Here is an 18,983-nt window from a genome sequence, read left to right as displayed (position 1 = left end):
GTGACGCTCCGCACGGCGGACCCGGCGACGGCCCCCCGCATCCTGCACAACTACCTGTCGACTCCCGAGGACCGGCAGACGATCATCGACGGCATCCGCATCGCCCTCAACCTGGCTGATCAGCCCGCACTCAAGTCCGTCATCACCGGCGAATTCGTCACGCCCGACGGAACGAGCGACGCCGACCTGCTCGCGTTCGCGCAGCAAGTCGGCCAGACCCTCTATCACCCGACCTCGACCTGCGCCATCGGCGCCGTCGTCGACCCGCAGCTGAAGGTGCTGGGCTTCGACAACCTGCGAGTCGCCGACGCGTCGGTCATGCCGAGCATCACCCGCGGCAACACCAACGCACCGTCGATCCTGATCGGCGAACGCGTCGCCGACTTCGTGAAGCAGAAATCCTGATCAGGAACCAGGAAGTCGTTGTTATGCATGACCCACAGCACGTCGAGGGCCTTCGCGTTGCCGATGTCTCTCTCATGCCGCGCGTGCGGTGTGGCAACACCAGCGCGCCGACCATCATGATCGGCGAGAAGGCCGCCGATCTCATCAAAGGAGCATCATGACCGCCACGATCAACACCTCGAGCGGAGCGACGTTCGAATCGCTCAACCCGGCAAACGGTGATGTCGTCGGCCTCCATCCCGTCACCTCTGCCGAAGAGGTCGACGCTGTAGTCGCGCGTGCCCGTGAGGCCGCCTCCTGGTGGGGGGCAATGACATTCAACGAGCGCGCCAAATATCTCCAGACCTGGAAGAGCGTCATCACAAGGCGCATTGACCAGCTCATGGAGATCTCGCACCTCGAAACCGGCAAACCACTTGGCGATGCCCAGCTCGAGATCATCCTGGCGATCGACCACATCGCTTGGGCGGCCAAGCACGCCAAGAAGGTCCTCAGTCCCAAGAAGGTCAGTTCCGGCTTCTTGATGATCAATCAGGCGTCCACGGTCGAATACCAGCCGCTCGGCGTCATCGGGGTCATCGGACCGTGGAACTACCCGGTCTTGACGCCCATGGGCTCGATCGCGTATGCCCTGGCGGCGGGTAACGCCGTCGTCTTCAAGCCAAGCGAGTACACGCCGGCCGTCGGCCAGTGGCTTGCCGACACGTTCAAAGAGGTCGTAGCCGGACGCGATGTCTTCCAGGTCGTGACGGGCCTCGGCGAGACCGGTGCCGCCCTGTGTAAGGCCGATGTCGACAAGCTCGCCTTCACCGGCTCGGGCGCCACGGGCAAGAAGGTCATGGCCGCCTGCGCCGAGAACCTCACCCCCGTCATCATCGAGGCCGGCGGCAAGGACGCCTTCATCATCGACCAGGACGCTGACCTCAAGGCCGCGGCAGATGCGGCCCTGTGGGGTTCGATGTCGAATGCGGGCCAGACCTGTATCGGCGTCGAGCGCATCTACGTCCACGAGAAGGTCTTCGACTCCTTCGTGTCCGAGCTCCTGGATCAGGCCAAGGGCCTGAGGGCCGGTGACGACGACGGATCCAAGCTCGGCCCCATCACGATGCCCAAGCAGATCGGCGTCATCAGGAGCCACATCGACGATGCGATCGCCAAGGGCGCGACGGTGCGCCTGGGCGGCTCCCAGGCCGTTGGCGAGAGGTTCGTCCAGCCGACGATCCTGACCCACGTACCGGAGAACTCGACCGCGATCACCGAGGAGACCTTCGGGCCGACCCTGACGATCAACCCGGTCAAGAGCATGGACGAGGCGATCGAGCTGGCCAATGCCACCAATTATGGCCTCGCCGGCACGGTCTTCGCCAAGAAGAACGGCGTCAAGATCGCCCGCCGGATCCGCTCGGGCATGACGTCGGTCAATGCCGTCATGGCCTTCATCGGCGTGGCGTCGCTGCCCTTCGGCGGTGTGGGGCAGTCGGGCTTCGGTCGCATCCATGGTCCCGACGGCCTCAAGGAGTTCACCTTTGCCAAGGCGATCACCCGGCAGAAGTTCCGCCCGGCGATGGCGCTGACGTCGTTCACCCGCGATAAGAAGACCGACGCCAAGGCCGCCAAGCTCATCACACTCCTGCACGGCGGCAAGAAGACTCTCGGCGAGCATATCCCGAGCTGATTGTCATTCGACTCGCCCTACTTGAAGGTGCGGCTGTCGCGATCTCTGGGAGCAGTGATGGACAGGAACGAAGCAGGCTTTCCTTCCATGGCGTTCGCTCAGCTGCTTCGGAGCAACATGCCGCAACCCTCCGATGTCGTGGCTCTGCGACGCCCATCGGTTCAGAACTCAATCCCCCAAAAGAACGGAAGTTTAGTCAAGATGAGAGAAGCAGCCATCGTCTCGACCGCTCGCACGCCCATCGGCAAGGCGTTTCGCGGTGCGTTCAACGACACCCATGGGGCGACCATGGGAGGCCATGTTCTGCGCCACGCGATCGACCGCGCAGGGATCGATCCTGGTGAGATCGAGGACATCGTGTTCGGCACTGCCATGCCTCACGGCGTCACCGGTCCTGGCCTCGCTCGATACATCGGTGCCCGCGCCGACGTGCCGGTCACTGCTCCGGGTCTGACGGTCCAACGGTTCTGCGCCTCGGGACTGGAGGCGATCGCTGTGGCGTCGCACAAGGTCCGCAACGAGCACCTTGATGTGGTCGCCGCAGGAGGCGTTGAGTCAATCAGTCTCGTTCAGACGCCCGACTACCCGTTCTGGGTCGAAGAGCCGTACGTCGCCGAACGTCGGCCTAACCTGTACATGCACATGCTCGAGACAGCGGAGGTTGTCCACCAGCGTTACGGCGGATCGCGTGCGGCACAGGACGAGTACGCGCTGCAGAGTCAGCAGCGGACCGCCGAGGCGCAGGCAGCGGGCCGGTTCGACGATGAGATCGTCCCGCTGACCACGACGAAGAAGATCGTCGATCGGAAGACCGGCGAGGTCAGCTTCGCGGAGGTGACGCTGAACCAGGACGAGGGGAACCGGCCTGGGACGACGATCGAGGACCTCAGCAAGTTGACGCCGGTCAAAGGTGATGATGCCTGCGTGACCGCCGGCAACGCCAGCCAGTTCTCGGATGGCGCGTCGGCGTGCATCGTGATGAACGCTCAGTTGGCTGAGGACCGCGGGATCGAGCCGCTCGGTTACTTCCGGGGTTATGTAGCGGTGGGGTTGGAGCCTGACGAGATGGGCATTGGGCCGATCTTCGCCGTTCCGAAGCTCTTGGAGCAAACGGGAGTGAAGATGGACGACATCGGCTTGTGGGAGCTGAACGAGGCCTTCGCAGTCCAGGTTCTGCACTGTCGCGACACCTTGGGGATTCCCAACGACAAGCTCAACGTGAACGGGGGGGCGATTTCGATCGGTCATCCCTATGGCATGAGCGGAGCTCGAATGGCAGGCCACGCCCTGATCGAGGGCAGGCGGCGCGGCGTGAAGTACGTCGTGGTCACAATGTGCGCAGCGACCGGAATGGGCGCCGCAGGCCTGTTCGAAGTCGCCTGAGGTTAGCGGAGACCATGACCGATCTCTTGACGACATACGGACTCATCGAAGCGTCCGCAGTGCGCGACCCCGACGCCGACGCCTTGGTCTTTCTAGAAGACGGGACCGTCGACGGAGGCGAGCGACGATGGACGTTTGGCGAGCTCTACGCGGACATCACACGCGCGGCGAACATGTTCCACAGTCTCGGTGTCGGCCGATCCGACACCGTCTCACTGTTGCTGCCCAATCTTCCCGAGACCCAAGTGGCGCTCTGGGGGGCCGAGGCTGTCGGCATCGCCAATCCCATCAACTCCTATCTCAACGTCGAACAGATCATTGAGATACTCAAAGCGGCGCAGACCAAGGTTCTGGTTGCCCAAGGCCCCTCCGATCCTGAGGTGTGGGAAAAGGTCCAGCAGGCCCGCCGCGCGGTCTCATCGATCACCACAACGATCGTCATCGACGACGACGCAGATTCGGACGCGGTCTCGTGGTCGCTGTTGATGAGCGAGGCCAACGCCGGACGGCTGGAATGCACCAGACCGAGCAGCAGCGATATAGCTGCCTACTTCCACACCGGCGGCACGACAGGGACCCCCAAGTTGGCGTTGCACACCCACGCCAACCAGGTCATCAATGCCGGCGATATCGCGGCGAGATGCGGAGTTCCTGGAAGCAACGCGCTGATCCTGGGAACGCCGCTGTACCACGTCGCTGGGGTCATCGTGTGCTCGCTGGGGCCTCTTGGAGCGGGCAAGGCAATCGTCATGGCCGGTCGGCTCGGCTTCCGAAATCCTCGCGTGCTGGCGGGGATCTGGGACATTGTCGAGAAGTACCGGGCGGACATGATCATGTGCGTGCCAACGGTGCTCTCCGGACTGATCGAACTGCCGGTGTCGGCCGACACCGCGAGAGGCCTTCGCGCGCTGGTCGGTGCGGCTCCGGTCTCGGCAGCGTTGTCTCAACGCTGGCGCGACAAGACAGGCGCGCTTCCTGTAGTCGGATACGGTCTGACCGAAGGGACGTGCCTCAGCACCCTGACCCCATTCGACTCGTCAATCAAGCCGGGCACCGTGGGGCCGGCCCTTCCCGGGTGCGAGATTCGAGTGGTCGACAAGGACGCTGACGATCCGCTCGCAGCGCGGGTATGCGTCCCAGGAGAGTCGGGCCTGGTTCTCCTTCGCGGCCCGAACATCTTCCCTGGATACAAGGACGCCGCCCGCAACGATGGGGTGCTGCTCGAGGGCGGCTGGTTGAACACCGGTGATCTGGGTGCGGTCGACGAAGAGGGCTGGCTCTCGATCACGGGCCGTGCCAAGGATCTGATCAAGCGCAGTGGGCACGGAATCGATCCGGCCGGTGTCGAGGAGGTGCTGGCCTCTCACGAAGCTGTGCAATTCGTCGCCGTGGTGGGACGGCCCGATCCGTACGCAGGCGAAGTCCCGATCGCGTACGTGCAGCTCCGTGCCGGGGTCGAGGGATTCGATACGGCTACGGCGCTGTCGTGGTGCAAGGAACGGGTTGGCGATCCTGCCGCAGCCCCCATCGAGATCGTCGTCGTCGACCAGATGCCGACGACGACGGTGGGCAAGACGTCGAAAGTAGAGCTACGTCGGCTTGCCGGGCGGCGAGCCATCGAGAACGAGGTGAGAACAGCACTGCGCGGCCCCTTCGTCGAGTACCGCCTCAGCCTCGTCGAGGAGGGCGACGCCTACGTCGGTGCGCTGACTGTCACTGGTGCCTCGCAGCGCGCACTCGATTTCCTCAGAGTGCGTATCGAGGCGCTCTCATGCCTCAAGTCGATCGCTATCGACGCCAACCCAACAACCTCGACAGCGAGCCTTTGACCACGCGCATCCGCGCAGCCGGTTGTCAAATGACGTCGAAATTGAAGGAGAACCAGAGATGACTACCAACACCAACAGCGCGCCTCCCTCCCAAGGGGAGGATCTCGGCGGCGTGACTGTGGAGAAGCGCGGCGGGATCTTCCTGATCGGGTTGGATCGCCCTACGAAGCGTAATGCGCTCTCTCCGAAGATATTTCGTGACATCGCCGAGGCGTACCGGAAGTACGAGGCCGACGATACCCTGCGCTGCGCGGTGCTCTACGGGCATGGCGCCGCCTTCTCCGCAGGCGCCGATCTGACGCTGTTGAAGGATGCGAGCGATCGTGGCGAACTGGAGTACACCGACGAGGAGTACGATCCGTTCCAGCTGAGCGGGAAGACCTTGTCCAAGCCTGTCGTCTCCGCGGTTCATGGCATGTGCTTCGCGGGCGGCATGGAACTGGCGCTCGCGGGCGACATCATCCTGGCCGCCGAAGGCACTGTGCTGGGTCAACCCGAAACCACTCGAGGGTTGTTCGCCTTCGGAGGCGGCGTCGTGCGCTGGCCTCAGCGCGTCGGTTGGGGGAACGCCCAGCGATATCTTCTCACCGGGGAGTTGCTGTCAGCGAGCGAGGCGCTGCGCATCGGCCTGATTCAGGAGGTCGTCCCTCCCGAAAAGCTCACCGAGCGAGCAGTAGAGATCGCGACGATGATTGCGGCGGCTGCACCGCAAGGCGTCCGGGCCACGCTCGCTGTCGGCCGGAAGGCGTTCTACGATAATCCCCGAGATGCTATTGAGGATCTCCTCGAGCGGCGACCCGTCATCCTGCAGACTGAGGATGCCGCGGAGGGCGTCGTATCCTTCATCGAGCGTCGCGCTGGCAACTACACCGGATCTTGAGCCCAGCGGGTATCGATCGAGGAGTGCGATGGCCACTCGCAACGTTCGTGGCGTCGCTGTCGGCGAGATCGTCGCCGGTCTCGACATCATCAAGGAGGACGACCGATGAAGACTCAACTGACATGTCCCTGTGGCGAAGACTTCGCAGCTGCCGATGAGGACGCCCTCGTGGCCCAGGTTCGGGCGCACCTGGCCGAGGCGCATCCGGGCCTGGACTACGACCGGGAGGCAATCCTCTTCATCGCGACCTAGGTGTTCTGTCCGGACAGGTTGGGCACGCAGTCGGTTGGTGACTTGCCTTTGAGTTCGGTGTGGCCGCGGTGACGATTGTAGTGATGTAGCCAGGCGGGGCAGACGGTATGGAGGCCTGGGCCGGCGAAACTCTTCGAAAGTCGTCTTTCGCCCAACTACAACGAGATCCTGGAGTGGACCCGTTCGCTGCCAGGGACTGTGAACGTCGTCTATGAGGCGGGCCCGACAGGTTTCGGTCGGGCCCGTTTCTTGTTGGCCGCCGGCGTGGGGTGCACGGCGGCAGTACCGTCGAAGATTCAGCGTCCCTCCGGCGATCGCATCAAGACCGATGCAGGCGATGCCCGCCACCTGGCGAGGTTGCTTCATCTGAGTTCAATTGTGGCAGTTTCCATTCCGAGCGTCGAACGGGAATCAGCTCGTGATCTGGTGCGCGCGAGGGAAGACTGCCGAGGGGATTAGGTCTCCGCGCAACACCGCCTCACTCACGTCCTGCTGCGGCAAGGGATCGTCTACAGCGGCGGCTGCGCGTTCGGTCTCGGAGTGGTACTCCTGGGCGTAGGCCCAGTCCTCGAGCATCGTCCGGTTGAACCGCTAGTGCGGCGTGGGGTAAGTACTTTGACGGTCTTGTTTGAGACAATGAGGTATGCGAGCTGCTCCTTTGGTGTTGCGTGACGGAGATCGGGATGTGCTGACCGCGTTGGCGCGGTCGAAGTCGGTGCGTGCGGATTTGGCGCAGCGGGCGCGGATGATGGTGTTGGCGGGCCCACTGGAGAATGGTGACGCCGTGACCGTGAAGGACTGGAGGCGCGGGCGAGGTGTTTGAGGAAGACGAGGAACTCCTGATGACGATGCCTCGGTTTGCACAGCCCGGTGACCTTCCACCCAATGCGCATACAGCCCGCGGGCAGCTTCCTCGCTGTAACGGTCTCGTACACGAGAGACCTCCGGCGCTGGGAATCGACGATCGTTGAGAAGCTTCGCTTCCCAGTAATAGAATTGCTCTAAACCAATGCCCGTTGACGTGGCGCTACAGCATCCCCGCTGTGCACAAACGTTGCGAGCTATCCGTGAGGCATAAGGTCGAATCGTGTTCGCATTTTCGGTCGGCAGCCTGATCACCACCTCGGGAACCGGAACGCATGGCGCTTCGAAGTATGCAATCGAATCCCCCTGCGACGCGCTCAGGATGGAATTGAGCCCATGGAGAATCCCTGTCTTGATGATCGCACCCGGCCCGATCCGCACGAGATTAATCTGGCGTAGCAAACGACTCCGGGAAAAATTCCATCGCTTGACTATCGACCGTTTGACCTTGATCATCGATAAGGGCCACTCGGAGTCGGCGATGCGTTACGCGATCGAGGGGAAGTCGTGCGAGCGGCGTCGACGATGCCAGGTGTTCCGCGCCCCATTGATGAAGCGCCGCAAGGACGATCCTGAGCTCGTTTCCTGCCGGCGTCAGCGAATACGCGTGACGGACTCTCTGACCCGGAATGCGATAGGGAAGCTTCTCCATCACCCCGCAGTCGACTAGGTGAGCTAACCGATCAGCGAGCACGGCCGTGCCGATGCCGAGGTTTTGCTCGAACTCGGCGTATGTACGCCTACCCAGGAGTGCTTCGCGCAGCAGCAGAAAAGTCCAGGTGTCACTGAGCACTCCGAGACTCCGGATGATCGCGCAGGTACTGGAGAACGCGCCATCGACAGCTTTGGAACGAGAAGGCATTCAGCGATTATATCCCTGACTTCCCAAAGCGAAGTCCGCCATGTAGCTTTCGAAATAACAAGTCAGCAGTGTTGATCTCTTGGAGTGTGAACATGCGCTACACCACTTTTGGCCGCCGCACCGGACTGAGGGTGTCTCAGTACGCCTTGGGCACCGGTAACTTCGGGACCGGATGGGGTGCCGGCGCAGAACGTGAAGAGGCGAAGCAGATCTTCGACCGCTTCGTTGAGGCGGGTGGAAACTTCATCGACACGGCTGATGCCTATCAGTTCGGTCAATCTGAAGAGCTACTCGGTGAGTTCGTTCACGCTGATCGAGATGATCTGGTTCTTGCAACAAAATTCACAGTCGGCGCCAAGCCCGGCGGCACCCTCTCGCGCACTGGAAACAGCCGTAAGAACCTCCGCACCTCAGTAGAGGACAGCTTGCGGCGCCTCGATACCGACTACATCGATGTCCTCTGGGTGCACTACCCCGACGCACTGACCCCTATCGAGGAGATCATGCGGGGGCTGGACGACCTCGTCACTCAGGGAAAGATCCTACATGCGGCGTTCTCGAACTTTCCTGCGTGGCGCGTTGCCCACGCGGTGGCGCTGGCGGATGCAGCAGCGTGGACTCCGGTTGCAGGTATTCAGGTCGAATACAGCTTGGTCGAACGTTCCGCCGATCGAGAGTTGCTTCCGATGGCCCAGGCTCTCGGCTTGGGTGTCACACTGTGGTCACCACTCGGTGGCGGCCTGCTGACGGGTAAGTACCGTCACAGTGACGACGGAAGGCTTACCGATCTGAAAACCTTGGTGCACACGGAATCCAACGATCAGAAGCGAGCGGTGGTCGACACGGTGGTTGCTATTGCCGGTCAGATCGGGCGTACTCCCGCCCAGGTAGCTACGGCATGGGTCAACGAGCGCGCGCGGCGATCGGCAACCCCATCCACGCCCATCATCGGACCACGCAATGTCGCTCAGCTGGATGATTACCTCGACGCACTGAGCCTAGCGCTCACACCTGACCAGTACGACCTTCTGACCGAGGTCAGTGCGGTTGCTCTCGGTATCCCCCACGAGGCGAACGCCTCGTCCAAGAACCGGCTTCAAGGCGGACAGTCCGGGCAAATTGCCGATCCGGTGCCGCCGGTTGCCTGATTGGTGCTTTCGGATGGCCGGCCGTCGGCCTCAATGGAGCACGTGATCAATGCATACTTCCGCTTCTCAGCGGAATAAGAGAACGGGGCGCAGGGGGAATCTCGTTGACCGGACCGTGGCCGCCGTAAGCGAAATCCGCACCTTTCCGCCTCGGCGATGACGTGACACTGGCCGATGTTCGTCCGCGTCCGGTCCGGCGACGGGAAGCGAGGCGTGCCGCTGGATCAGCTTGGTGCGGGTCTATGACGCGGAGGAAGCCCAGGCAACGGGAAGGAGGGCACCGATCGCGACCGCAATGGCGTAGAGGGGTAAGTCAGCACCACCACCGCCTACATCGACGAGGCCGCCTCCGAGGGCGCCAATGTGTGGATCGCTGAGAGCGACCCGCCGGGGGATGGGACGCGGGTGTCTCGGTGTTCAACGCCCAGGTCCGCCTCGTCTTCACCTGTGAACGCTCCCTTCGAAGTTGGAAAGAGGCTATGCGTAGAGCCAATTTCTTCGTGGCGGCGACAGCGTTGGGTGTCGCATTGTGGTCGAGCGGCGCCCCGAGTGTTCTTTACCCTCTATACGTCGATGCGTGGGGCTTGTCGCCCGCCACCATCACCGCGGTGTTTGCAACCTATCCGCTCGCTCTGATCGCGGCATTACTGGTCTTCGGTAACTTGTCGGATGCGGTCGGTCGACGAGTAGTCATGATGTGGGGCATCGCGCTCATCGCCGGTTCCGCGACTCTATTCGCGCTGGCGCCGAATGTTGGCTTGTTGTTCGCTGGCCGTGTCCTTCAAGGCGCAGGTTCAGGTCTGGCGATCGGCGCCGCCGGTGCGGCCCTGGTAGAACACAATCCATCGACCCATCCGCGATACGCCAGTGCGTCCGCTGCCGTGGCGACATCCACGGGTCTGACCGCCGCGTTGGTCGCTGCCGGCGCTCTGGTGCAGTACGCCCCATTTCCGTTGGTCGTCAGTTACGTACTGTTGCTCGTCCTCTCGTTAGGGACCTTGGTTGCGCTGGCGATGCTGGGCGGCGATCGTCCGGTGTCAGCGCCGCGGTGGCGTCCTGCTCATGTACGTCTTGTCCCCGAACTTCGATTGCCGTTTGCAGCCGCGACATTGTCGGTGTCGCTGGCCTACTGTGTTGGCGCGATTTTTCTCTCGATAGGGGCACTGATGATCAGACAATTCTCTCCGCAGAGCAACGTGTTCACAACCGGTCTGATTCTGGGTTCGTCCTCAGCCGCGATCGGAATTACGGCGTTGATGTCGGCCCGGCTACGGACTCACATTGCCGTGTACACAGGAGCAGTCCTGACACTGATCAGTCTGGCAGTGATGGCTATCGTGTCCGTCGGCGGTTCACTGGCGGTGTTCCTCGTGTGGTGCGTCATTGGCGGCGCCGGTTATTCGTGTGCGTTCACCGGGGGGCTGGGTTTGATCAACGACCGCGCTCCAATCGAACACCGCGGCGCAACCATGTCGTTGCTCTATCTCGTCGTCTATGTCCTGCAGGCCGGTACTGCGCTAGGTATTGGCGCAGTCGCAGCTTCCTGGGGTTTGACTATCGCCGTCTTCATCGCAGCGGCCGCATTGACGGTCATGACTGGTACCGTCGTCGCGCTTACCTGGCAGACTCAGCGTCGCAGCGAAAGGATCGCACATTCTTACCACGCGGAACCCACGTGAGAACCATGATCTCGATCTTCTGAATCTAAAAAACGATACAGATCGATGGCGATCTGCGCCCCTAGCGGTCACAGCTCATCGAGGGAGTTCAGCTACTTGGAGTTCAGTCCTGCGGGTGGCACCTTGACTTCAGATGGTCGCGATATCTCGAGTACCGCACCGAATATCGCCGGTGTGGCTGGCTGCCGGAGTCGAACGTCATTGAGTTCTTCCCCCGCACGGTCTGTACCAGTTGCGGGATTCTGGTGTACGACAGCTCAGAAGCTCAGAGCCGCTACCGCATAGGACTCGTAGGGCGCCAACTCCAAGGCATCGTCAACTTGAGTGATAGCCGCAGCGGCTCAGGCGGTTGGGGCTCGTCACGGCGGAAATTATAGGCTGGGTGCGTTGTTCAGGCAGCGGTGGCAGTCGCGGTGATTTCGCTCCACACCGCGAAGCGGTCGGTCATCTCGCGACGCCAGTCGGATGCCGACAACATGTGCCGCCGCAGCTGGAAGTGCCCCGTGATGCCGGAGAACGCGGACAGGAACCGTTGCGCCTGTCCGGGTGAGGCGAACCGCTTCATCCGGCGCTCCCGTTGCCGAGTCGGCTGATGCGAGTTCTCGGCCCGATTGTTCAGATACTCGACCGGCGATGTTCGACCGAGGCCAGCATCTCGCGGTGCGCCACCTGGTAGCTGGCCAGCTTGTCGGTCACGAGCACCCGCGGCACGTACCGGAGACCCTTGAGCAGCTTACGGAAGAACTGCTTGGCAGCCTTGGCGTTTCGACGCGACTGGACGAGGATGTCGAGCACCACACCGTCCTGGTCGACCGCGCGCCACAAGTACAGCCGCTCGCCGTTGATCGGGATGAACACTTCATCGAGGTGCCACTTGTCGCCAGGGCGGGGCCTGCGGCGGCGCAGCTCATTGGCATAGGACTGGCCGAACTTCGCGCACCACTGCCGGATCGTCTCGTGCGAGACCACGACGCCGCGTTCGAACATCAGTTCCTGCACGTCACGCAAGCTCAACGCGAAGCGGTGATACAGCCACACTGCGGGGCTGATGATCTTCTTCGGGTAGCGAAAGCCCTTGTACGACGAATCTGCGCTGGTCACGGTCGCCCATCCTCCCAGCGGTCACCCGCACAGCCAAGTTGACGATGCCCAGGCGAGCATGAGACAGAGGGTGTGCAGGGTCGCCGTAGGTGACGGCTGGGTGGAAAGCTTCATTGTGCGGTCGCGGCCGGGCTGGTGCGTTGGTGTGCTGCGGTGCCGCGGAGGTGTTTTGGTACCGATTTGGTCTGCGGCTGTCCCGGGGTGGGGAACGAGGCGGCGAACCGCGCCGACAGTTCATTACTGATCTTGCCGTCGTGCACCAGCTGCCACAGTCGCTCGGTGAATCGGGTGTTGGTCATGCCGAACCGCAGGAAGGTTTCTTCGACCGGAGGACCCCCGTAGGGCGCCCACTTCAGGGCGAACTCGGCGAAATCCTGCGCCTCGGCGGAAAGTTCCTGCCATCCCTGCCGCCGAAGCCACGCGATACGTCGGCGCTGGTGATGGCGGCGAGGCCGACGGACCTGGTGGTCGCCCTCGACTTCACCGCAGGACGCAGTGTTGGCGTCGGTGTCGGGTGCGGGGTGCGGGGAGCGGCGGCGCGTGCTGCCGCGTACGGGGGTGCTCATCGTCGGGTGTCCTTTCGTTCCGATCCGGAATCACCGGGGACCAGCAGCGGATCGAATCCCCGCCGCACCGCGGTAACGGTGGCCGCAGAGGGGGCGGACTGGGCCACGATCTGTTCGGCGACCGCGCCGAGGGCGGCGTCGGTGTCCTGAGCGCGCCGCACGAGCAGGTCGAACGCCGGTCCCGCGGGGATCCCGTAGACGAGCATCAACGCGCCGACGGCCCGCTCGACCGCCGACAGCGGCGAATCGGGGACACAGTGCTCGAGGTGCTCGCCGGGGGCGTCGTCGAGGACGATCGCGGTCAGCATCCGGCGCAACGTCGAGGTATGCCGCGGTGAAAGGTGCGCGAGTGTCTCGGTGTAGAAGCTCGCGGTCAGCTGCACCGCCGTGCCGAGGACCCGCCGACCCCTGTTTTATGCTGCAGATCAGGTTGTTTCGCCGGTCGGTAGGGTGCATCGTCCACGTGACGAGGCCCTTGTGTTCGAGGTCCCGGACCAGAGCGACGATCTGGCTGGGATCGAGGTCGAGCGATTCGGCGATGACCCGCTGAGTCAGACCGGCCGGTTGTTTGCAGATCAGCAGCAAAAGGTACGCACGTGCGCGCAGACCGGTCGGAGCGAGGGCGTTCGTTCCCGGCACGATGCGGCCGCTCGCACACGAGAGCAGGAACCCGACGTCACTGTGCAGCCGTGTATTCATTGGTTCCTCCTCCCTCCGGGTCCGCTGCCAAGCGAGGTTGGCGGTGGTTTTCAGTTACCGATGACCGGCAGGATCAGCGAGATCCGCAGTTTCGAGTCGATGGTCTGGCTCAGGGCGAGGGTCTGGTCGAGCAGCGGCCCGAGGGCACGCGCCTTGGCGTCGGCCTCGACGAGGGTGGCAGCGACCGACTCGGCGGGGCCGGCTGCGGCGTTCGCCTGTTCGGTGGCGCCCTGGCCGGCGGCCACAATGCCCCGTAGCGGGGCGTCGGCAGCTTGCAGTGCGGTCGACAGGGCTCCCAGCTGGTCACCGAGGGACCCCAGGGTGGCGTCGGCGCGGGTCAACGAGTCGATTACCCCGACCACCTGCGGCATGCCCTGATGGATGGACTCGTTCGCCGGTGGCAGCTGCGCGGCTCCGTCCAACGCCTCGTCGGTGGTGTTGTCCACGATCCTTGCCTGGGCGACACCATCTTTGAAGATGTCATTGGAAATGCTCAGGTCGCGGGTGACAATCAGAATGCCCGCCAGCATGGCGATGGTGAAGCCCAGGGCGATCGCCCAGGAAAGCCGGAACATGAAGGTGTCCTCTCCCTCGCAATTTCGATCGGACGTCGAAAGAGTCAAGGTCACGGTGTCGGGGTGGGCGCCACGCCCAGCGGCGGAAGGTTCAAAGAGTTGACCGGCGGGCCTATTACGGCAAGAAGGGGCCCGAACGCCTGCACGTGCCGGGCTTCTTCCTCGATGTTGGCCAGGGTCGCCGCGATCGCCGACCCTCGGGGGCCGAGTTCACCGAGGGTGCCCTGCACCGTCCCCAGGTTCTGTTCGATGCCTTGGAGTTGGGTGGTCACCGACCCGACAGCGGTGGACAACCCGCCGACCGTCGGGGCGGCCTGGTCGGAGTGCGCGGTGACAGCGGCAATCAGGTCGGGCAAGGGCCCGGCGATGGTGCTGACGTCCCGGGTGGAGTCGTTGACGGTGATCGACTTTCCGGGCAGCTCTCCCGCCTTGGTGGTCAGCGTCTCCAGATCGTCGGCGAGCGGGGTGAGCGCCTGGATGTCGACGGACAGTTGCGCATGCTTGGGAACGAAGATGGACGTCAGCTCGTCCATCTGGCCGGCGGAGGTGATCAGTTCCTGGCTGAGCGCGGAGGGGCGGCCCAACGGATCCTTCAGATCGGCGAGTCCGGGAACGAATCCGTTGACGGCACACAGGACCAGCGCCGGTGCGGCGCCGACCGCGAGGACGACGGTGACCCATTGTTTCTTCGTGATCATCGCTGTCCTCCGGTTGGAGCGGGAATGAGGGCGTCCTGTGCAGGCACCAACGCGAGTTTGTTGTTGGTGCGGGTCAATTCGGCGTTGAGTTGGTTGACCAGGTCGAGTGCCTGGCTCAGTTCACCGTCGACCGAGGACACGGTGGTGTTGGCATTGGCCGAGATCTCGTGCAGCGACGCCGCCGACCCTTGCAGCGTGGTGGCTACCGTCTCGAGCTGCTGCGCGATCTGGGTGTCGCCCTGTCCGGCGGCGACCAGCGCCTGCGCGTCCGGCAGCAACGCGGCAAGGTGATCGACATCCGCGGCGGCGGCGGTGTTGAGTTGGGTGAGGATGCCGGTCAACTCGTCGAGCTGGGCTCGGGCGGTCGCCGGTGCGGTCATATCGGTGCGCTGGGAGAAGAATTCGTTGGTGATCCGGAAGTTGTCCACGGTGGTGCGGGCGCTGTCTTGCACCTGCAGGCCCTTGTGGATGGTCATCATCACCATGACGAACAGCACGACAGCCAGCACCGCGGCGACGCGGCCGAGCCACTCGGTGGCCACCGCGAACCCCGAGGAGGTGGCGATCATCGACGTCGGCACGTCAGTCCGCCGCCGCAGCGCCGCTTTCCGCCACCTCGGCGACGCGGCCGGCCCGTCGTGGCCACCGCGGGGGTGATCCGGGAAGTCTCCGGGCGAAGGGTCGTAGCCCTGATTCATCGAGTATGTCCAAACAGGAGTAGGAACGGGAAAGGGGCCGGACCGGGCGTTCGTGCTCAGCCCGGGAGCGGCAGCATCTGGTTGATGGTCTGCACCGACGCCACCGAACTGCGCAGGTCCGCGACCAAGGCCTGCACCACGGCCAGGAGTTGGGTGCCCTGATCCCCGAACGCCTGCGCCGAGGACACCAGCGGCAGGACGGTGTTCTGCACCTCACCGAGAATCCCTTGGATGTTGACCAGTTGCTCGTTGGTCATCTGGGCTCCGGCGGTATTGCTCGAGAGCATCTGCGCGGCAGGGCTGATCGCCTCGTCGAGTCTGGTCAACAGCGGACCCAACGCCGCCGTGGCGTCGAGGGCACTGTGCGCGGTGTGCGTCAGCTCGGTCAGCTGCCGCAGTTCCCCGGTGAGCTTGTCGTTGACGGCGACGATGTCCTCGGACGCGGCGATGCTGGTCACGTTCACCTGTTGCTGGTTGTCGAGGCGGTTGTTGAGGTTGAAGATTACGAACGCGAACAGGCTCAGCACGCCGACCGCCACGATCGACAGGACCATGCGGGCGGGACCGCCGCGTCGTCCGAAGAAAATCACTGCTTGTTTCCTACTTTCCGGACAGATCGTTGGCGGACTCTTCCGCCGACAGGCGAGCGCTGTGGACCTTGTCCGCGGTCGAGCGTGCGTCGGCGAGAATGGCGTCCATGGCGACGGTGTTACCGGCCAGCGCCCCGGTGGCACCGTCGACCGGCGATTGCAGCGAATTGACGTGCGCGGTCAGGGTATCCAGCGATGTCACAAGGTCGGTGACATTCGTGCCGGCAAGGTCGAGGGTGGCCTGGAGATCACCGGTGATCTGGCCGGTCAACGTCTTCAGTTCGGCGTCGACCGCGGCATCGGTGGCGTGCACGCTGGCCAGCGCGGCCTCCATCTTGTCCAGAGCCGTGAACGCCGACAGCGTCACCTGCTCGTGCTCGACCAGTTCGGTCAACGCCGGGTTGTAGTTGTTGGCCGAGACCACTGCCTGATCGAGCCGATAGGGCGTCGCGGTCAGGTTGTACACCCGGGGAGCGAGGTAGAACGCCCCGAGCGGAATCAAAGCGGCCACCACCACCGTGCGCGCAATGTTCGTTCTGCGCGATGCCCTGACCGGCTGCTCGGGCACCTCACCCTGAGCGTCCGGCACCGGCCATCCACGCGGATCGGTGGGGGCATCATCGAAGCTCGTTGCGGTGCTGTGACGGTTGCGTCCGGACAGTGCGGTCATCAGTCGACCACCGAGACAAGGGCAATGGTCCGCAGTGCCGTCACCGTGTGCGTCAGCAGGCCCTTGATGACGAGCTTGCGGGTGGCGATCTCCTTGAGCACCCGCCAGCCGCGATTGGTGAAAAAGCCCACCGGAATCAACCCACCCGCCTTCATCGGCAGCTGTGAGACGTCGAGGATCTGGTCGACGGTGGCATAGACGGTCACGCTCGGCCGGCCGACGACATCGTTGAACACCACCGCCTCGTCGGTTCCCAACACGATGGTGCACGCGGTCTCGGTGTCGGTACTGACGATGGTGATCGGCCGCGGAATCTTGCGCGCGAATTTCACACGTTCGGGAAAACTCTCGAAATTCTGACCGAGTAGCGTGCCGACGATGGTGGCGACGCCGTTTGCTTCCGGCCCGTCGTAGAGGGTGACGGGATACCCGGTAGGAGCGACAGTTGTCATGGCGGGGGCCTTTCAGGGGCAGAAGGGTGATGCTCTACTTCGGTGCGGGTCTCGCCTCGATCTGAAGGCGAGACCCGCACGACGCGATGCCGGAGAGGGTCACACGTTCCAGTCGGTATCGACCTGCCCCCACGACCGGAGGAAGCTGTTGAACGCGTTCGCGTTCTCGATCGCCACGGTGATCGGCCCCTTCACCAGCTTCAACTGCCCCGCCATCAGGAGTTTCTTGCCCTCCGACGCACCCTCGGCACATTCGCGCCAGGTCGGCAGAGCCGCATCGATGATCGCCCACAGATCGCTCTCGTCGAACTGGGCAGGGGTCCAGGAAACGATCTGTCCCGCTTCCCATTCCACATGGGTGACCAGGTCCCCGCGGCCGAGGGTGCCGAAGGCCATAAGGTGGGTGAACGACGCGGGATCCTTGAAACCCTGGTACATCACCTCGTTGGCGTTAGCCACTGCTTTCGCGGCGTCGCACCATTCCTGTGAGAAAAACGGGTAACTCATGCGATAACTCCTTTTGCTTCGGCGCGATGCCGAGACGGGTTGTCGTATCTGGTGGAGCTGAAAGATCAGAAACTTTCTGCTGAGTTGCCCCCGTGGTGGGCAACGTGGCACTGGGTGACTTCCGTCGGAGACGCTTCCTCGTGCACCAGAAAGAGCTCGACCTACTGTGGCGGACCAGTGTGACTGCTCTGTTCAGGCGCATCAGTTTGTGGCGGCGCCGATCAAGTCTGCTCTCCCGACCTGCACGTTCTGGGTGATTGCTCGCTTGCTGAACGTGAAGTCGCGTGGGCGATTTACACAGTCGGCGGCAATCAGGGCGCCTTGCTTCAGGTAGTAGCAGCTGAAGTCGCGGTCCGTGGTTGGGTCGCCGTTGAGAACGATGTCGTCATATCCGGTGTTGAGCCCAGCGATCTGCAGTTTCAGATCGAACTGGTCCGACCAGAACCACGGCAGCGCGGTGATCTCTTTCGACTTCCCGCACATCGTCGCGGCGGCAACCTTGGCCTGTTCGGCTGCGCTCGCGACCGACTCCAACCGGATGCGGCGGCCGTAGCGTGCCATGTCCTGGCTGGTGCAGTCGCCAGCGGCCACGATGTCGGGATCGCTCGTGCGCGCCTGCGGATCGATCAGGATGCCATCGTCCACGGTCAGGCCCGCCTCGGCCGCGAGCTCGATATTCGGCTCGACACCGATACCGACGATGACCACGTCGGCGGGAACTGATTCCCCGCTCGCCAGGATCACTTCCTGAACTCGGCCGTCACCCGCGAGGCTGTCCACCTGCGTGCCGGTGCGGATGTTCACCCCGGCCTCGCGATGGATCCGTTCGAAGAACGCCGAGACCTCGGGCGCGGTCACCCGCTGCAGGACACGGTCAGCCGCCTCCAACACCGTCACGTCCAGGCCCAGGGTGTTCATCGACGCGGCGGTCTCCAGCCCGATGTATCCACCGCCGATGATCACCACTCGACGCCCCGGGGTCGCGACCGCTCGGATCAGCTCGATGTCCGCAGCGGTACGCAGGTAGTAGACGTCACGCAGATCAGCACCCGGCAGAGGAAGGAGCCGGGGGCGCGCCCCCGTGCACAAGGCGAGCTTGTCGTAGGAGAGTGACTCCCCGGTACTCAGGTCGACCTGTGGGGCGGACCGGTCGATGGCCACCACCCTCCCCTTGGTCTGTCGGATCTCCTGCTTGGCGTAGAAGTCAGCGCTGCGGATCGCCAGCTCCTCGAAGGTGCTCTTGCCTGCCAGGTAGGCCTTGGACAGCGGGGGCCGCTGATAGGGCAGTCCTGGTTCGTCGCCGATCATCACGACCTCGCCGGTCCAGCCTTCTTGCCGCAAGCTTGCCGCGAGCTGCGCTCCCGCGTGGCTCGCGCCGACGATGATCGCGCGTCCGGCAGTCATGCACCTGCCTTCGGCGTCAGCACGACCATCATCTTGCTGATCCCGC

General features: G+C 63.5%; 19 protein-coding genes and 4 pseudogenes. 10 read left to right on the top strand and 13 right to left on the bottom strand.

What is annotated here, in order from left to right; translation table 11 throughout:
* The 8 genes and pseudogenes from ACFVJ3_RS47480 to ACFVJ3_RS47445 form a co-directional block, all read left to right on the top strand.
* On the top strand, nucleotides 1–405 hold a 405-nt coding region (locus tag ACFVJ3_RS47480; protein WP_378458684.1), incomplete at its 5' end, for a GMC oxidoreductase.
* A gap of 157 nt (nucleotides 406–562) precedes the next feature.
* A complete protein-coding gene (locus ACFVJ3_RS47475) occupies nucleotides 563–2,080 on the top strand; it encodes an aldehyde dehydrogenase family protein (RefSeq protein ID WP_378458683.1) in 1,518 nt (505 codons plus the stop codon).
* Nucleotides 2,081–2,281: 201 nt separating this feature from the next.
* A complete protein-coding gene (locus tag ACFVJ3_RS47470) occupies nucleotides 2,282–3,463 on the top strand; it encodes an acetyl-CoA C-acyltransferase (RefSeq protein WP_378458685.1) in 1,182 nt (393 codons plus the stop codon).
* Between the two features lie 14 nt (nucleotides 3,464–3,477).
* Nucleotides 3,478–5,292: an AMP-binding protein gene (locus ACFVJ3_RS47465; RefSeq protein WP_378458682.1), complete on the top strand. Its 1,815-nt coding sequence runs from the start codon at nucleotides 3,478–3,480 to the stop codon at nucleotides 5,290–5,292.
* Between the two features lie 58 nt (nucleotides 5,293–5,350).
* Complete coding sequence (locus tag ACFVJ3_RS47460) at nucleotides 5,351–6,172, top strand: crotonase/enoyl-CoA hydratase family protein (RefSeq protein ID WP_378458681.1); 822 nt, start codon at nucleotides 5,351–5,353, stop codon at nucleotides 6,170–6,172.
* Between the two features lie 105 nt (nucleotides 6,173–6,277).
* Entirely contained in the window at nucleotides 6,278–6,424 is a 147-nt protein-coding gene (locus ACFVJ3_RS47455) for a DUF1059 domain-containing protein (protein ID WP_378458680.1), read from the top strand.
* 126 nt (nucleotides 6,425–6,550) lie between these two features.
* Nucleotides 6,551–6,955 (top strand): annotated as a pseudogene (locus ACFVJ3_RS47450) (transposase); the annotation flags it as partial.
* Between the two features lie 556 nt (nucleotides 6,956–7,511).
* Nucleotides 7,512–7,622, top strand: a pseudogene (locus ACFVJ3_RS47445) (retinol dehydrogenase); the annotation flags it as partial.
* 51 nt (nucleotides 7,623–7,673) lie between these two features.
* On the opposite strand, the gene ACFVJ3_RS47440 reads toward ACFVJ3_RS47445, so the two are convergent.
* Nucleotides 7,674–8,150, bottom strand: a complete 477-nt coding sequence (locus ACFVJ3_RS47440; RefSeq protein ID WP_378458679.1) for a winged helix-turn-helix transcriptional regulator — start codon at nucleotides 8,148–8,150, stop codon at nucleotides 7,674–7,676.
* A 92-nt stretch (nucleotides 8,151–8,242) separates the two neighbouring features.
* Between ACFVJ3_RS47440 and ACFVJ3_RS47435 the strand changes: the two genes are divergently transcribed.
* Together ACFVJ3_RS47435 and ACFVJ3_RS47430 are read left to right on the top strand one after the other, a co-directional pair.
* Entirely contained in the window at nucleotides 8,243–9,298 is a 1,056-nt protein-coding gene (locus ACFVJ3_RS47435) for an aldo/keto reductase (protein ID WP_378458678.1), read from the top strand.
* Nucleotides 9,299–9,711: 413 nt separating this feature from the next.
* A complete protein-coding gene (locus ACFVJ3_RS47430) occupies nucleotides 9,712–10,977 on the top strand; it encodes an MFS transporter (RefSeq protein WP_378458677.1) in 1,266 nt (421 codons plus the stop codon).
* 391 nt (nucleotides 10,978–11,368) lie between these two features.
* On the opposite strand, the pseudogene ACFVJ3_RS47425 reads toward ACFVJ3_RS47430, so the two are convergent.
* The 12 genes and pseudogenes from ACFVJ3_RS47425 to ACFVJ3_RS47370 all read right to left on the bottom strand — a co-directional run bounded on the left by ACFVJ3_RS47425 (nucleotide 11,369) and on the right by ACFVJ3_RS47370 (nucleotide 18,937).
* A pseudogene (locus ACFVJ3_RS47425) lies at nucleotides 11,369–12,078 on the bottom strand (IS6 family transposase).
* A 110-nt stretch (nucleotides 12,079–12,188) separates the two neighbouring features.
* The gene (locus ACFVJ3_RS47420) at nucleotides 12,189–12,644 is read right to left on the bottom strand and encodes a hypothetical protein (protein ID WP_378458676.1); all 456 of its coding nucleotides are present in this window, start codon (nucleotides 12,642–12,644) and stop codon (nucleotides 12,189–12,191) included.
* Nucleotides 12,641–13,027, bottom strand: a complete 387-nt coding sequence (locus tag ACFVJ3_RS47415) for an ANTAR domain-containing protein (RefSeq protein WP_378458675.1) — start codon at nucleotides 13,025–13,027, stop codon at nucleotides 12,641–12,643. Before ACFVJ3_RS47415 ends, ACFVJ3_RS47420 begins: the two co-directional genes overlap by 4 nt.
* A gap of 61 nt (nucleotides 13,028–13,088) precedes the next feature.
* Nucleotides 13,089–13,343, bottom strand: a pseudogene (locus tag ACFVJ3_RS47410) (MarR family transcriptional regulator); the annotation flags it as partial.
* 50 nt (nucleotides 13,344–13,393) lie between these two features.
* Nucleotides 13,394–13,918 carry a hypothetical protein gene (locus ACFVJ3_RS47405; protein WP_378458674.1) on the bottom strand — a complete coding sequence of 175 codons (525 nt, stop codon included), beginning with the start codon at nucleotides 13,916–13,918 and terminating at the stop codon, nucleotides 13,394–13,396.
* 50 nt (nucleotides 13,919–13,968) lie between these two features.
* Nucleotides 13,969–14,616 carry a hypothetical protein gene (locus tag ACFVJ3_RS47400; RefSeq protein ID WP_378458673.1) on the bottom strand — a complete coding sequence of 216 codons (648 nt, stop codon included), beginning with the start codon at nucleotides 14,614–14,616 and terminating at the stop codon, nucleotides 13,969–13,971.
* Nucleotides 14,613–15,314 carry a hypothetical protein gene (locus tag ACFVJ3_RS47395; protein ID WP_378458672.1) on the bottom strand — a complete coding sequence of 234 codons (702 nt, stop codon included), beginning with the start codon at nucleotides 15,312–15,314 and terminating at the stop codon, nucleotides 14,613–14,615. Before ACFVJ3_RS47395 ends, ACFVJ3_RS47400 begins: the two co-directional genes overlap by 4 nt.
* 56 nt (nucleotides 15,315–15,370) lie before the next feature.
* Nucleotides 15,371–15,904 (bottom strand): hypothetical protein, encoded by a 534-nt coding sequence (locus ACFVJ3_RS47390; RefSeq protein ID WP_378458671.1) that lies wholly within the window; start codon nucleotides 15,902–15,904, stop codon nucleotides 15,371–15,373.
* Nucleotides 15,905–15,914: 10 nt separating this feature from the next.
* A complete protein-coding gene (locus ACFVJ3_RS47385) occupies nucleotides 15,915–16,574 on the bottom strand; it encodes a hypothetical protein (RefSeq protein WP_378458670.1) in 660 nt (219 codons plus the stop codon).
* Nucleotides 16,574–17,026 carry a hypothetical protein gene (locus tag ACFVJ3_RS47380; RefSeq protein ID WP_269591918.1) on the bottom strand — a complete coding sequence of 151 codons (453 nt, stop codon included), beginning with the start codon at nucleotides 17,024–17,026 and terminating at the stop codon, nucleotides 16,574–16,576. The genes ACFVJ3_RS47385 and ACFVJ3_RS47380 overlap by 1 nt, the downstream gene beginning before the upstream one ends.
* Before the next feature lie 99 nt (nucleotides 17,027–17,125).
* Nucleotides 17,126–17,533 carry a hypothetical protein gene (locus ACFVJ3_RS47375; protein WP_378458669.1) on the bottom strand — a complete coding sequence of 136 codons (408 nt, stop codon included), beginning with the start codon at nucleotides 17,531–17,533 and terminating at the stop codon, nucleotides 17,126–17,128.
* A gap of 201 nt (nucleotides 17,534–17,734) precedes the next feature.
* Nucleotides 17,735–18,937 carry an NAD(P)/FAD-dependent oxidoreductase gene (locus ACFVJ3_RS47370; protein ID WP_378458668.1) on the bottom strand — a complete coding sequence of 401 codons (1,203 nt, stop codon included), beginning with the start codon at nucleotides 18,935–18,937 and terminating at the stop codon, nucleotides 17,735–17,737.
* Nucleotides 18,938–18,983 lie beyond the last annotated feature (46 nt).

It is taken from the genome of Rhodococcus sp. NPDC127593 (assembly GCF_042671975.1).
Classification (GTDB): domain Bacteria; phylum Actinomycetota; class Actinomycetes; order Mycobacteriales; family Mycobacteriaceae; genus Rhodococcus_F.
The sequence above is the reverse complement of the archived record's forward strand: the minus strand, read 5'-3'. Positions and strand labels throughout refer to the sequence as shown.

What these genes read in the sequence shown, in the direction of transcription:
- ACFVJ3_RS47375 (WP_378458669.1), bottom strand. Translation starts at nt 17,533, where the DNA reads ATGAGTTACCCGTTTTTCTCACAGGAATGGTGCGACGCCGCGAAAGCA.
- ACFVJ3_RS47465 (WP_378458682.1), top strand. Translation starts at nt 3,478, where the DNA reads ATGACCGATCTCTTGACGACATACGGACTCATCGAAGCGTCCGCAGTG.
- ACFVJ3_RS47475 (WP_378458683.1), top strand. Translation starts at nt 563, where the DNA reads ATGACCGCCACGATCAACACCTCGAGCGGAGCGACGTTCGAATCGCTC.
- ACFVJ3_RS47400 (WP_378458673.1), bottom strand. Translation starts at nt 14,616, where the DNA reads ATGATCACGAAGAAACAATGGGTCACCGTCGTCCTCGCGGTCGGCGCC.
- ACFVJ3_RS47435 (WP_378458678.1), top strand. Translation starts at nt 8,243, where the DNA reads ATGCGCTACACCACTTTTGGCCGCCGCACCGGACTGAGGGTGTCTCAG.
- ACFVJ3_RS47370 (WP_378458668.1), bottom strand. Translation starts at nt 18,937, where the DNA reads ATGACTGCCGGACGCGCGATCATCGTCGGCGCGAGCCACGCGGGAGCG.
- ACFVJ3_RS47385 (WP_378458670.1), bottom strand. Translation starts at nt 16,574, where the DNA reads ATGACCGCACTGTCCGGACGCAACCGTCACAGCACCGCAACGAGCTTC.
- ACFVJ3_RS47440 (WP_378458679.1), bottom strand. Translation starts at nt 8,150, where the DNA reads ATGCCTTCTCGTTCCAAAGCTGTCGATGGCGCGTTCTCCAGTACCTGC.
- ACFVJ3_RS47395 (WP_378458672.1), bottom strand. Translation starts at nt 15,314, where the DNA reads ATGAATCAGGGCTACGACCCTTCGCCCGGAGACTTCCCGGATCACCCC.
- ACFVJ3_RS47455 (WP_378458680.1), top strand. Translation starts at nt 6,278, where the DNA reads ATGAAGACTCAACTGACATGTCCCTGTGGCGAAGACTTCGCAGCTGCC.
- ACFVJ3_RS47380 (WP_269591918.1), bottom strand. Translation starts at nt 17,026, where the DNA reads ATGACAACTGTCGCTCCTACCGGGTATCCCGTCACCCTCTACGACGGG.
- ACFVJ3_RS47420 (WP_378458676.1), bottom strand. Translation starts at nt 12,644, where the DNA reads ATGAGCACCCCCGTACGCGGCAGCACGCGCCGCCGCTCCCCGCACCCC.
- ACFVJ3_RS47405 (WP_378458674.1), bottom strand. Translation starts at nt 13,918, where the DNA reads ATGTTCCGGCTTTCCTGGGCGATCGCCCTGGGCTTCACCATCGCCATG.
- ACFVJ3_RS47460 (WP_378458681.1), top strand. Translation starts at nt 5,351, where the DNA reads ATGACTACCAACACCAACAGCGCGCCTCCCTCCCAAGGGGAGGATCTC.
- ACFVJ3_RS47470 (WP_378458685.1), top strand. Translation starts at nt 2,282, where the DNA reads ATGAGAGAAGCAGCCATCGTCTCGACCGCTCGCACGCCCATCGGCAAG.